Annotated in this window: 11 protein-coding genes and 2 pseudogenes; all 13 read right to left on the bottom strand. The window is 37.5% G+C overall.

Annotation, left to right across the window (positions count from 1 at the left end):
* The 13 genes and pseudogenes from BN3456_RS13185 to BN3456_RS13125 all read right to left on the bottom strand — a co-directional run bounded on the left by BN3456_RS13185 (position 1) and on the right by BN3456_RS13125 (position 13362).
* A complete protein-coding gene (locus BN3456_RS13185) occupies positions 1-384 on the bottom strand; it encodes an SMU1112c/YaeR family gloxylase I-like metalloprotein (protein ID WP_089984777.1) in 384 nt (127 codons plus the stop codon).
* An 88-nt stretch (positions 385-472) separates the two neighbouring features.
* On the bottom strand, positions 473-628 hold the full coding sequence (locus tag BN3456_RS13180; protein WP_242862889.1) for a hypothetical protein: 156 nt from the start codon (positions 626-628) through the stop codon (positions 473-475).
* Between the two features lie 306 nt (positions 629-934).
* Entirely contained in the window at positions 935-2389 is a 1455-nt protein-coding gene (locus BN3456_RS13175) for a lipopolysaccharide biosynthesis protein (protein WP_089984775.1), read from the bottom strand.
* A gap of 65 nt (positions 2390-2454) precedes the next feature.
* Positions 2455-2988: an acyltransferase gene (locus BN3456_RS13170; RefSeq protein WP_089984773.1), complete on the bottom strand. Its 534-nt coding sequence runs from the start codon at positions 2986-2988 to the stop codon at positions 2455-2457.
* 105 nt (positions 2989-3093) lie between these two features.
* Positions 3094-4284 carry a hypothetical protein gene (locus BN3456_RS15970; RefSeq protein ID WP_089984771.1) on the bottom strand — a complete coding sequence of 397 codons (1191 nt, stop codon included), beginning with the start codon at positions 4282-4284 and terminating at the stop codon, positions 3094-3096.
* Between the two features lie 13 nt (positions 4285-4297).
* The gene (locus BN3456_RS13160) at positions 4298-5449 is read right to left on the bottom strand and encodes a glycosyltransferase (RefSeq protein WP_176699200.1); all 1152 of its coding nucleotides are present in this window, start codon (positions 5447-5449) and stop codon (positions 4298-4300) included.
* Positions 5450-5503: 54 nt separating this feature from the next.
* Positions 5504-6406 (bottom strand): glycosyltransferase, encoded by a 903-nt coding sequence (locus BN3456_RS13155; RefSeq protein ID WP_089984768.1) that lies wholly within the window; start codon positions 6404-6406, stop codon positions 5504-5506.
* Between the two features lie 58 nt (positions 6407-6464).
* Positions 6465-6761 (bottom strand): annotated as a pseudogene (locus tag BN3456_RS13150) (DapH/DapD/GlmU-related protein); the annotation flags it as partial.
* 235 nt (positions 6762-6996) lie between these two features.
* The gene (gene pssE, locus BN3456_RS13145) at positions 6997-8550 is read right to left on the bottom strand and encodes a PssE/Cps14G family polysaccharide biosynthesis glycosyltransferase (protein WP_089984763.1); all 1554 of its coding nucleotides are present in this window, start codon (positions 8548-8550) and stop codon (positions 6997-6999) included.
* A complete protein-coding gene (gene pssD, locus BN3456_RS13140; RefSeq protein ID WP_176699198.1) occupies positions 8550-9020 on the bottom strand; it encodes a PssD/Cps14F family polysaccharide biosynthesis glycosyltransferase in 471 nt (156 codons plus the stop codon). Before pssD ends, pssE begins: the two co-directional genes overlap by 1 nt.
* A 3-nt stretch (positions 9021-9023) precedes the next feature.
* Positions 9024-10346 carry a nucleotide sugar dehydrogenase gene (locus BN3456_RS13135; RefSeq protein ID WP_089984761.1) on the bottom strand — a complete coding sequence of 441 codons (1323 nt, stop codon included), beginning with the start codon at positions 10344-10346 and terminating at the stop codon, positions 9024-9026.
* A 64-nt stretch (positions 10347-10410) separates the two neighbouring features.
* Positions 10411-12279, bottom strand: coding sequence for a glutamine--fructose-6-phosphate transaminase (isomerizing) (gene glmS, locus BN3456_RS13130; protein WP_089984759.1), 1869 nt, complete (start codon positions 12277-12279; stop codon positions 10411-10413).
* Between the two features lie 52 nt (positions 12280-12331).
* Positions 12332-13362, bottom strand: a pseudogene (locus tag BN3456_RS13125) (hypothetical protein).
* Positions 13363-13520: the final 158 nt, after the last annotated feature.

The raw sequence follows: 13520 nt of genomic DNA, 5'->3' as shown, positions 1-13520 counted from the left end.
TTACTCATGCAGCTCCAGCGGCAGTCCATCCGGGTCATGGAAGAATGTCATCTTCTTGCCGGTGTAATCATCCACACGAATTGGCTCACATTCAATTCCTACCTCCGCCAGCTCATTCACCGTCTGCTCCACGCTCTCCACACAAAATGCAAGGTGACGCAAGCCACAGGCTTCCGGGCGGTTCACACGCTTCGGAGGATTTTCCTCTGCAAAAATTTCCAGCTCTGTGTGTTTGTTAACACGAAGATCCAGCTTCCAATCTTTACGCTCTGGACGGTAGTTTTCTCTGATAACAGAGAAGCCCAGTTTGTTCACATAGAAATCCTTTGCAGCTTCGTAATCAGATACAATGATTGCAATGTGGTGTATTTTTGATAAATTCATTTTTCTTACGCTCCATTTTTATTCTCATTTTATTTTCGTTACAAACTATACGGCAACCTTCAAAAAATACGGTGTGAACTCCTGGAGTTCAGTTTGTCCACACCGATTTCAGCTTTTCCAGAATCTCGTCCGCACTCATACCGCTTGCCAGCAGCTTCTTCAGCACAGCCTCCGCTTCGGTCTTATTAGCTTCTTCAGCGGCCTTAGCATCTGCCTTTACCTTCTTCGCTTCCAGAGATGCCACTTCTTTTTCGGCCTTCTTCAGAGCAGTCACTCTGTGTTAAACATTATACCGTGCTTTATTGGAGTCACTATTAAGTTGCTTCAGTATATTGCGGAATCGTTCTTTATAATCCATTCTGACTCTTCCTGACTATTTTCTTTTCTCACATCTTCGCCGATCATAAAATCGTTGTCTGCTGCTTACCACGAAGAGGTGTGTAATTTTTTGATTTGTCCGAGTAGCGTGGGGAGTTCTCGCTCCCATATCCCTTTCGCATCAGAAATATTCAACAGTTTTCGTTCATTTTCAAATGGCGCATACGTTCTGTTAGCGTTGTCTAGTATCACTGTTTTTCTGGCTTATAAAATTAATAATATATTTTATTCCCCAACAAATAGTATCTTTATAAAGAATACCAAGCAAAAGCAAGCAGACCATATAGCCTAGAACTGATCCAATGTTAAATATAACAAAGGTATTATACAATGCATACAAACTAACAACAAATGTTAATAAGTAAAACTTTTTCAATTTGAAATCAACCGGAAAATATTTATTAGATAAATATGTCCTTAATGAAAAGAAAACAATATATGAAATTCCCGTTGATATCGCTGCACCTTGGCATTTTAATACAGGAACCAATATATTATTTCCTATTATGTTTGTTAAACACGCTCCCAATGCAACTATTACCTGTACCTTGCTTTTCTTTTTAAATACTAATCCCGTCACAGTAGTTTCAGAAATTGTATACATAATTGGATTAAAAATCAAAAAGGGTAAAATGTACGCAGCCTCTCGATACTTTTCTCCTAACAATACGGCAAATACATCTTTAACCAAAATAAGGGAAATTCCAAGGAAGAACATAACAACCGTTATAATCTGATTTCCTTTTTGATAAAACTTCTTATCCTCTGGATTTTTTGTATAATGTTCAACTGCCATTGGAGACCAAAGTGTATTGAATGTAGTTTGAATAATCGCAAAAATATGGACCAAGGTCATTGTTGACGAATATATTCCTACTTCGGTATATGTACAATACATATTTAATGCTATTTTGTCTATTGCTTGAAATAAGGTTGTTACTCCCATAGTAATAACATATGGATATGCATATGTCAAAATGGTTTTATACTCTATAGAGCAATCCGACTCTCTATTTTGAAAGATATTCCACATCTTTGCTTGCATAATCATGCTAATGATTACACATAGTGACGTTGCAACTAGTATACTTACCGACAGTATCAGCAAGTCATCACCTTTTACTATAACAAGAAAAAAAAGGGCCACACACACATATGCCACTTTCTTTATTACATTTAAAACAGAATACAGTTTACTTTTATATTCTAAGCGTACAATCAAGAGGCTAAACCTATACACTAATTCAGCAAATGAATATACACAAAGCAGCACCATAATTAGAGCTGGAAATTCAAAATTAATTAAATTACTATATGCACATATGGTTATAATTATAGTAGCAATCACACTTAAAATAAGTGGAATTCTAACACATTTAAACAGCAATGCTCTTTTATAACTCAAATCATCTTTTTCATAATAGAATCTCACCAATGCCTGATCCAATCCCATACATAAAACCATGACTGCAATGCTGGAATACATTGTAAAAATAGAATATTGACCATATTCTACAGGATCGACTAGACGTGTAATTAAAGGTGTTGTAAATAGTCCAACTAGTAAATTAATTGCTGTTCCTGCACCTATGATAGTAAAATGCTTTAAAAATTTATTATTATTCATTATAAGTAACCCATACCGATAACATGGTATAAAAAAAGATATTTATAATTAGAATAACTCCGCATTCAAACATCAAATCCAATACCATCCTTAAGTTCTTTCTTCATTAATTTTTTTTCATCTTCGCTTTTATATTTCCAATATGTATTATAAACCGCCCCCCCATCAAGTAGCTGCTTGTTTCTATTTATAAATTCATCATATGAAGCAATAATTCTTCCAGGGTTTCCAACAATCACTGAATTGTCTGGCACATCCTTAGTAACAACCGTACCTGCTCCAACAACTACATTATTGCCTATTGTTATTGAAGGTAGAATAATTGAATCAGCTCCTATAAAAACATTGTCCCCAATGGTCACTCTGCCGACACGACTATATTTTAACGCCATCTTAGTACTCGCATCATGCAATAGTATTCTGGCATCTGAAATTGTTACGTTATTTCCAATTGTAAGTAAAAAAGCATGACCCAAATCAATTTTATTCGTCCATATAACAACATTATTTCCAATTGATGCTCCATATTCCCTTAGAATATCTGGAGTCATTCCTTTTCTAATCTTCCTTCTCTTAATCCACTCTAATAATCGTTTCATAAAAATCTCCAAATCTCCATTTCTCCATCAAATAACAGTATAAATAATAATATAATATCAACCCAAATATTAATAGGTTCATCATCAATATCTGATGCCACTGTATTATACTTCATCACTAGCATTTGAATTGCTAAAACACAGCTTCAGCATAATAAGAAACACCGGGAATATCAAATCATTCAATGCTTGGTCAAAATACATTGGTAAACAAAATGAAATCAACAGCAAAACACTGTATAATTTAGACGAATTTGATACAATGTATTTTATTGGATAGTACAAAACCAGTACTATAAACATAATCCCAACTGGTACTGAGTAATGAATCATCTCATTAAAAAAAACATTGTGAAAGTTGTTAATATAGCGTCCACCAGCGGCCAGCCAAAAAGAATCTGAAAAAAAACTTTTTCCCATACCATGAGGATATTTTGCTAATGAATCCGCATAAATAGCCCAAATATATGCTCTATCACCCAAACTCGATACATTTCTTTTCGATTCAACAATATAAAAAACGGCTCCTGCAATTATTAAACCAACAAAAAATGCAAAAAAAAGTTTAATCATTGTTTTTTTATCTAATTCTTTTGTTTTTATATAATAGGCGAATAAAACCATTCCCATACATACAATAGATACCATAGAATTAATTCTTATCGCCGCAATAAAATAAATGCAAATCCACAGTCTTCTGAAAAGAAAATTTCTTCTTTTCATCAAAAGTGCTAAAGCCAAAACCAGTAATAGACCATAAGAGCTTTTATGCATAAAAACCCACGTCAATCGTTCATCTAGGAACACACCACTTTTCGCACTTCTTAAATGAAACTGATTCACATCAAGAAAAATAGCATCGACACCAATCATATTAGATATCAAACTAAGAATAACTGTAAATGAAAATATACTTAATATTGTATCGGTCAACTCTGAATATAACGAATCTTTTCTTATACCTTCATACGATTCACACGAATCAAAATCCCATAGCAACAAAAAAGAGCCCACTTTATAGCAAAGTGCCCAATAACATTTTAGGTAAAAAATATCGTAATATAAAAAAGTCAAAAAATAGAGTATTACTAACACTATATATCCTATATTCCTACGTACTCTCATCTTTTTTAAATTCATAAGTAATAGGATAAGCAATGGTATTTCTGCCATAGTAAACAGAAGATTATGCCTATTGGTATCACATATATAAAAAGGTATAATGAAAGAAGTTATTGCCAACACAATAAGTTGAAAATAATTTTTATTTTTTAGATGTCTAATGTCAATTACCACTATATCTACCTTCCTAATTATTTTTTTCTATTAGTGCGTTCCACTCTGCCGCTATATTCTCTATTGAAATTGAATCAGCCATTCTTAACGCATTAGTAGCCATTTCTCTCCGCAGTTCGGTATTATTTGATAGTTCTAACATTGCATCCGCAAACTTCTTAGTATCAAACTTTTCCACAACAATACCTTCTTTATTTCTCGTTAACGGTATAACAGCTGGAATATCATAGCATATAACGGGCAATCCTATTTCAAAAGCCTCTGTTACACACATAGGAAATCCTTCCCACCTAGAAGATAGCAAATATACTGAAGATTCCAATAAAAGTGGCTTTACATCCTTTAAATATCCCGGCAATTCAACTCTACCTTGCAAGCCATATTTAATAACCTTTTCTTTGATTTTTCCATAATCGCATCCATCCCCCGCAATTACTAAATTCCACTCTTTATTACTTTTTGAAAATATATTAAAAGATTCAATGAGCAGATCAAATCCCTTGGCTTGCACAAAGTTACCACATGCAATAAACTGCTTATTGTTCAATTTAGACTTTTCTACACTCACAAAACTTCTCGGATTATATATATATTCACATTGAATTTTTAGATTATTCTTGTATTTTTCCGCAATATCCTCATTCAACACTATGCAGTGCGTCAGTTTTTGCACTGCTTTTACAAATATTTTTTCCCTCTTCCACAAGTATCTATGCGGTGTTTCAAAATATGCTTCATACGAATTATGTTCCCATCCTATGGTTATTTTTTCCGTCAAATTGCATTTTCCAAGTAAAACAGACATATCTCCTGATACTGCAATAATAATGTCAAATTTGTCCGATATATTACGTCTCATTTTTTTTACAGCATCTTTTGAATAATACGCATAGTCTAGTAACCATATATTATTTTCAAAAAAAGATAGTTTTGTTTTTCTGTAGATATAGCGGATTGCAGAAGCTACAGGCTTCCGAGAATATGGATAATAAGATACCACTTCTATATTATCTTTAAGTCCGTATATGCTGTCTAATAATTTTTTTTCCCGTGTAAAAATTGTAACATCATGATCTTTGCACAATTCATTTGCAATTACTGTTACAACCCGTGATTCACCGCCGATTGCATATATAGTCGGCGTAAAAATAGCTATTTTTTTCATTCTACATTGCCTAGCATTACTTCTACATACGGACACCATATACAAAATAGTATCTCAGTGGAATGCTTTTCTCCTCATCAATCTTTTTATATATCCTTTTATCGGTTGTATGATATTTGATGCAGAAAAAGGTTTTATTTTTATAGCCTTTTTCCATAATCTTAGAGCATATTTATACTGTCCAGCATTATTCATATTATTGACCATTCTAATAATCTGGTAATACAAAGCGTCTGGATAGCTATTATACAATTCCTTGTGTTTAGCTTGAAACATTTCAAAAGCTTTTATTTTCTTAGGAATATTCATTGAAATAGATTCTTCTGAAACATCATATACAGCAGTTGGTTTATCTACAAAATTAAAGTCACAAATTTCAGATAATCTTAGCAACAAGTCATGTTCCTGACTAGCCGTAAGTTCAACATCAAATCCACCTAACTTACGAACCAAACTAGTTCTCATAAGTGGGAAAATACACATTGTATTTCTATATAAAAGAGATTCCGTTAACTTACCGCTAATTGCATCTGTTCTAACAATTTCTTGTTTGTCCTTATACTTTAAATAATACGGTGTATAAACAACTCCAATATCATCTGCACAGAATCCTGAGAGCTGAATTTCAATTTTTTCATTTAACCAATAATCATCATCGTCTAAAAACGCAATGTATGCACCATTGGCTATAGATAAGCCCATATTTCTCGCTGCGCAAGCTCCTGAATTATGCTCCGGTTCAATATATTGAATTGTTTTATTCGGAAAGGCTAACAGCATTTCTCTAATTTTCGTCGCATTGAATTTATCTTCCGGATAATCATTTACTACAATTATTTCAGTATTATTGTAGGTTTGATTTACCACACTTTCAACTGCTCTTTTTAGTACTTCAATTGGCCTTTTATATGTTGTTATTACAACAGATACAAGACTATCCTCTCTCATTGTTCTCATCACTCAAATCCTTATATTAACAAAATTTCGATTGTCTTAAATCAAGAAAACTAACTAATCATCGATCATATCCTAGCCGATTGCTCAACTCCTTTTGCATTTTTTTCTTTTCTTCTATACTTTTTTTCGTCCAATAAGTATCATACTTAGGGGATTGTTTCAATAGCATTTCATTTCTTTTTATGAAAGCATCACAACTTCCTATAACTTTAGCAGGAACTCCTATAACAACACTATTATCGGGAATATCTTTTGTTACAACCGTCCCAGCACCAATCACAACATTATTTCCGATTGTGACTCCTGGAAGAATAATAGCATCTGCTCCGATAAAAACATCACTTCCTATTACTACACGACCAACTCTGCTATAGCCTATAAATCTCTTTGTACTTGCGTCATGTAAGAGAATTCTTGCATCGCTAATCGTGACTCTATTTCCTATTTGCAATAAAAAAGCATGTCCTTTATCGATTTTATCTGTCCAGATTTCTACGTCCTCACCTATTGTGGCCCCAAGTTTCCGGAGTTCTTCAACTGTAACCCCCCCCGGAGTATTTTTTTGATTTTAAGTTTAATTTTTCTAATCATTATTTACATAAACCCCGATATATTTTCTCAACAGCTTCAAAAAATACATTTTCAGAGAATTTTGTCTCGCATATATTCCTTGACGCCCTCGATTCCTTTTTCCATAAAATCGAATTATTAGTTAACTGTATCATCGCATGTGCTAAAGAATCAACATCTCCTGGTTCAATTAAAAAACCATTTTCTTTCTCCTTTACAGCTTCCGCAATGCTCCCTACATTTGTACTTATAATTGGCAAGCCATAGGACATAGCTTCTAATATAGCAATTGGCAAACCTTCATTATAAGAAGGCAATACAAGCACATCAGATTTTTTCAGTAGTTCTGGCTTTTGTTCCTTTGTAACCCAGCCCAAAAATTCAACATATTTTTGTAATCCATTAGTTCGAGTATATTCTTTTAAACGCTGCTCCTCAACTCCAGAACCTGCAATTGACAGACGAAAATCCGAAACACCTTGATCTTTCATCTGTTTCACAGCATCTAATAAATCAATAACTCCTTTTCTCTGGATAAGTGCTCCCAGAAATAAAAATGTTCTTACTTTATTAGTTTCCTTATCTTCAAAATTTGGAAGCGAAACCGCATTGTTGATAACAACAACATTGGCCTTCGGTGCGATTTTCAGAATAAATTTTTTCCAATCTTCGCCAAGAACAATACTTGAATCTGCAATAGAAAAAAGTTCTTGAATCTGTGCCTTTCGTTTTGAATTTCCGTTATTGTAAAAATCCTTAAATTCAGACCCATGTAGGTGAATTATCACCATTTTATTATATTTCTTGCATAGTTTTGTTACATAATACTTTCTATAGAAGCTCCCCTTATAAGACATATGAATATGTATAATGTCAAACGCATCTCGTTTTATGAGTTTCTTTAGTTTTCTATATGCATTAGCAAAGAAGAATATTTTCTTTAATGGGTTTCCCGTCACATGCGTAGCCAAATACGAAAACTGAAAATCATCTCCCCAGTCATGATCCATTAACTGATCAATAACACTATTCATGCCACCCTTTTCTTTTCTATCTGAGCTGCACATTAAGATTCTTATCTTTTTCTTGTCTTCAGTCTTCCCACAGATTAGCGCATCAATAGAATCAATAATGGTCTGTATGTTTGATACATAGGGTTTAACTTCTTTGCCTTTTGCCTCTTCAATCGCTATGCCAATCTTATTACTATCATAACATGCCGTGACCATTCCAAGTTTTTCAAATGCCTGCACTAGCTGAATCTGATGATCATCAACAACCTCTTGGTATTTTGCCAGTCGAGGAACTGCTACAACACGTTTTCCCATTTTCACCGCGTTAACGATTACCCCTGTGCCGCCGTGGGTCAACACAATATCACAGTTTCTCATCTTTTCATTGAATTCATCATGATTCAAAAATTCTTTATATTTATAATTTTTTATTGGATAGTTGCTGGAACCAATTTGTGCAAAAACCTCATCAGTAATTGCTCCGTTCTCTATGGCTTTATCTACAGCCTCCAACAATCTGTTAAACTGGAAACTTCTTGATCCCGTTGTGATAAATATCATCAGTAAATTCCCCCCTTACAGATTGCATTTGGATAGAATTTCTTCATACTTTCCCACTGTACATAAAACCTGTCTGCAAACTTATATGCAATTTTCCCAGAAAGGTTAGGCGAGTTAATTTTTGCAAATGATTCAATATATATCACTTTACCGCCAAAAATCTTCGTCCATACCATTAGTGGCACTGCTGCCAAGGATCCTGTAGAAATGATGTAATCTGGTCTATCCGATAAAACAATAAAAAGTGATTTTATAATGTTTACAAAAAATTTCAGAAAAAATGTTTTATCCGTTCGATTAATTGGTAAAACGTACCTCACCGGTATATCTCCGGCTTTGACATCGTAACCAATTTTTTCTGTAACAATATATCCACTATATTTTTCAATTAAGGGCTTAAGCATCATTAACTGCTCAAAATGTCCTCCAGATGATGATGCCAAGCATATCCTTATTTCCTTCTCGCTCATTAATTACAATCTCCAGAAACGCATACCAGATGCCTTAAGGTCAGATACTTTATAAAGACCCTTTACATCAATCAACACCTTTTCATTATCACTACTCGCTTTAAACATTGCCTTGATATCATCCAAGCTCAATGCCTTAAATTCATTATGAGCGACAGCGACAATCACACAATCTGCGTTTTTTGCGTCTTCTAATTTTGTCAGAGTGACACCATATTCGCGCATTGCGTCACGTTCACTAGCCCAAGGATCTACAACAACAGGTTCAATACCATAGGTGTTCAACTCTTTGATAATGTCATCCACCTTGCTATTTCTAGTATCAGGACAGTTCTCCTTAAAGGTCAAACCAAGAATTACAACTTTAGACTTTTTCGGAGCTTGACCGGCAGCAATCATCTGTTTAACAGCTGCATCTGCAACAAAAGCACCCATATGGTCGTTTACAATTCGTCCGTTCAGAATAATCTGGCTATGATACCCCAACTTTTCCGCTTCATATGTAAAGTAGTACGGATCAACACCGATGCAATGACCGCCAACAAGACCCGGACGGAATCCAAGCGCATTCCATTTAGTATTCATGCCATCAACCACTTCGTTGGTATCAATATCCATACGATCAAACACCATTGCCAGTTCATTCATAAATGCAATGTTAATATCTCTCTGACTGTTCTCGACAACTTTAACAGCTTCAGCTGTTCTCATATTAGAGACCGGATGAGTTCCAACCTCAATTACAATGTCATATACATTTTTGATTTCTTTCAAAGACTCATCATCGCAACCAGAAACGATCTTGTGGATATTTTCCAGACGATGAACCTTATCGCCAGGATTGATACGCTCCGGGCTGTAGCCAATCTTAAAGTCCTCACCGCATTTAAGACCAGACTCCTTTTCCAAAATAGGAATACATACATCCTCTGTACAACCCGGATAAACCGTAGATTCGTAAACGACAACCGCACCCTTTGTCAAATTACGGCCAACAATTTCAGAAGCTCCAATTACCGGAGTCAGGTCAGGCGTATGATCAGTATTTACAGGAGTAGGAACCGCAACGATCAGGAATTTCGCTTCCTGAAGTTTATTTTCATCTGCAGTAAATTCAACGGACGTCGTTTTAATAGCTTCATCTCCTACTTCCTTAGTCGGATCAATACCGGACTTGTACAGCTCAATTTTTTCTTTATTTAAATCAAATCCAATTACATCCAGCCCTTTTTTAGCAAAAGCAACTGCAATAGGCATACCTACATAGCCCAAACCAACCAGTGCAAGCTTTTCTTCACGATTAATCAATTTTTCATACAGAGACATTTTTGTATTCCTCCAAAAATAATATAAAATATAGACTTTTCAGCCCTGAAACAACATTATGAAATCATTCTACCGTAACACTCTTTGCAAGATTTCTCGGCTTATCCACATCCAGACCCTTGGCAACGGAGACATAGTAGCCAAGCAGCTGCAGCGGAATCACAGCCAGACTTCCGATGAAGTGCTCATCCACCTTCGGAACATAGACTGTGAAGTTCACCTGATCTTCAATCTCGTACTTACCATAAGTAGTCAGACCCATCAGATAGGCCCCACGGCTCTTGCACTCCAGCATATTGCTTACCGTTTTCTCATACAGCTCACTCTGAGTCAGCACGCCGATGACCAGTGTTCCCTGCTCGATCAGGCTGATGGTTCCGTGCTTCAGTTCACCAGCTGCGTATGCTTCGGAGTGGATGTAGCTAATCTCCTTCAGCTTTAGACTACCCTCCAGGCAAACTGCATAGTCGATGCCACGGCCCACAAAGAACACATCATGTGCGTTGGCATACTTTGCTGCGAACCACTGGATGCGCTCCTTATCTTCCAGAGTCTTCTGCATCTTCTCTGGGAGAGTCAACAGTTCAGAGATATAGTAGCTGTATTGCTCCTCCGTAATTTTTCCTCTGAACTTTGCAAACTGAACCGCCAGACAGTACATAGCTGCCAACTGTGCACTATATGCCTTAGTCGTTGCGACAGAGATTTCTGGACCGGCAAGGGTGTAGAACACTTTGTCCGCTTCACGGGCAATGCTGCTGCCGACAACATTAACGATTGCCATCGTGGTAATGCCCTTCTCTTTTGCAAGTCGCAGTGCAGCCAGTGTATCTGCCGTCTCACCGGACTGGCTGACAACGATCACCAGTGCCTTCTGGTTGAGTGGCATCTTACGATAACGGAACTCAGATGCAAGCTCCACACGCACCGGGATATCCGCTATATCTTCCAGCACATACTGAGCAGCCATGCCCACATGCCATGCAGAGCCACAGGCTACGATATAGATCTGCTCGAAATTCTTGATCTCATCCTCAGTGATCTCCACGCCGGACAGGTCGATAGCTCCGTCTTTGATTGCAGAGTTCAGGGTATCCTGAACAGCTTTCGGCTGCTCATGGATCTCTTTCATCATGAAATGCTCAAAGCCACCCTTTTCGGCAGCCTCGGCATCCCACTTGATTTCAGTGGTCTGCTTCTCGATCTCATCACCATTCAGATCATAGAAGTGAGCCTCGCCCGGAACAAGTTTTGCAAACTCAAGGTTGCCAATGTAATATACATTGCGAGTGTATTTCAGAATTGCTGGGACATCTGAAGCCACATAGGTTTCGCCATCCGCAATACCAATGATCATTGGACTGTCCTTACGAGCCACCCAGATTTCGCCCGGATAGTCACGGAACATTAGTTCAAGGGCATAGGAACCGCGAACACGCACCATTGTCTTGGCAATGGCATCGATAGGACCGAGGTTATACTTTTTATAATAATAGTCCACCAGCTTAATGACTACTTCAGTGTCCGTCTGGCTGTAGAACGTATAGCCATGCTTCAGCAGCTTTTCTTTCAGTTCGGTATAGTTCTCGATGATGCCGTTATGTACGCCAACGACCTCTGACTCCACTGTGCCAGAACCAGAACGGGTGCAGTTACCTGAAACATGCGGATGTGCATTGGTTTGGCTCGGCTCACCGTGGGTGGCCCAACGAGTATGACCAATACCACATGTTCCTTTCAGTGCCTTTCCGCCATCTGTTTTCTCGATCAGATTAGACAGCCGACCTTTTGCTTTCACGACCTGAGCCAGATTTTCTCCATCACGGACAGCCAGTCCGGCCGAGTCATATCCTCTATATTCCAGTTTTGACAGACCATCCAGCAGGATCGGTGCTGCCTGTCGATTTCCTGTAAAACCAACGATTCCACACATAGGTTTATCCTCCAAATTTTGTACTAAAACACACCCCAAATTTGTATTATGATTAGATTTTGTATCCTTTTTCGCAGATAACATTGACTACTTCATTCACATACTTCTGACAAGTATCATGGTCAGGTGCTTCTACCATAACGCGCACAACCGGCTCAGTGCCAGACTCACGAACAAGGATACGGCCAGTATCACCCAGTGCTTCAGCTACTTTATTTACTGCTTCCTGCACAGCAGGGTCATTCTGTGCAGTCTTCTTATCGGTTACACGAACATTCTCAAGCACCTGCGGGTAAATTTTCAGCGGTGCTACCAGTTCGCTCATCGGCTTCTTCTTTGCCAACATAACTTCCATCATCTTCAAACTGGTCAAGATACCATCGCCAGTGCTTGCGTACTTGGAGAAGATGATATGACCGCTCTGCTCACCACCGATACGGCAGCCGTTCTTTGCCATGTACTCGTAGACGTACTTGTCGCCCACAGCGGTTTTGGCGTAGCCAATGCCCTGCTCATCAAAAGCCTTGTACAGGCCAAAGTTGGACATAACGGTTGTAACAACGGTATTTGTCAGTAACTTACCACGTTCCTTCATGTAGCAACCGTAGATGTACAGTATATGGTCGCCAGTGATAACATTACCTTTTTCATCCACACACAGGCAGCGATCGGCATCGCCATCATAGGCAAAACCAACATCCAGATGATTTTCTACAACAAACTTTTGCAATCCTTCAATATGAGTGGAACCGACATTGTTATTGATATTAGTACCATTGGGTTTGTTGTTGATGACGTATGTATCTGCGCCGAGAGCATCGAACACAGACTTTGCGATATTCCAAGCGCTACCGTTGGCACAATCCAGGCGGTCAAACCAGCCACTAAACTGTACTCAAACATATAGGAGCTGCGGCGGGTATCCTTGCCGATGACGATGCGAGCAGGCTCGTTATTGCCGTTGCGCTCACACAGTGCATTATAGTACCAGCCTAAGAAACGTCCCACCTTATAGGCGTGATCTGCTGTTAATGTAATACCGGCTTCTCCACGGAAGCCGTCCGTTCCAAAGTACTTTCCCATTTTATGCTCCTCAATATAATTTTTATATCTATATACGCATCCATATGGATAGTATTTCTTTTACCTCTTACCGCTCACGCGGCTAAATGTTTTCTTATGCTGTCGTACCCAATTACCTCAGCAATCATGTTTTCTACTCCATAAAACATCCGTTGAGT

The sequence above is a fragment of the Clostridium sp. C105KSO13 genome, assembly GCF_001517425.1.
Lineage (GTDB): Bacteria > Bacillota > Clostridia > Lachnospirales > Lachnospiraceae > Muricomes.
This window is presented reverse-complemented; position numbering and strand designations above follow the sequence as displayed.

What these genes read in the sequence shown, in the direction of transcription:
- BN3456_RS13135 (WP_089984761.1), bottom strand. Translation starts at nt 10,346, where the DNA reads ATGTCTCTGTATGAAAAATTGATTAATCGTGAAGAAAAGCTTGCACTG.
- pssD (WP_176699198.1), bottom strand. Translation starts at nt 9,020, where the DNA reads ATGAGCGAGAAGGAAATAAGGATATGCTTGGCATCATCATCTGGAGGA.
- BN3456_RS13160 (WP_176699200.1), bottom strand. Translation starts at nt 5,449, where the DNA reads ATGAAAAAAATAGCTATTTTTACGCCGACTATATATGCAATCGGCGGT.
- BN3456_RS13170 (WP_089984773.1), bottom strand. Translation starts at nt 2,988, where the DNA reads ATGAAACGATTATTAGAGTGGATTAAGAGAAGGAAGATTAGAAAAGGA.
- BN3456_RS13155 (WP_089984768.1), bottom strand. Translation starts at nt 6,406, where the DNA reads ATGAGAACAATGAGAGAGGATAGTCTTGTATCTGTTGTAATAACAACA.
- glmS (WP_089984759.1), bottom strand. Translation starts at nt 12,279, where the DNA reads ATGTGTGGAATCGTTGGTTTTACAGGAAATCGACAGGCAGCACCGATC.
- BN3456_RS13175 (WP_089984775.1), bottom strand. Translation starts at nt 2,389, where the DNA reads ATGAATAATAATAAATTTTTAAAGCATTTTACTATCATAGGTGCAGGA.
- pssE (WP_089984763.1), bottom strand. Translation starts at nt 8,550, where the DNA reads ATGATATTTATCACAACGGGATCAAGAAGTTTCCAGTTTAACAGATTG.
- BN3456_RS13185 (WP_089984777.1), bottom strand. Translation starts at nt 384, where the DNA reads ATGAATTTATCAAAAATACACCACATTGCAATCATTGTATCTGATTAC.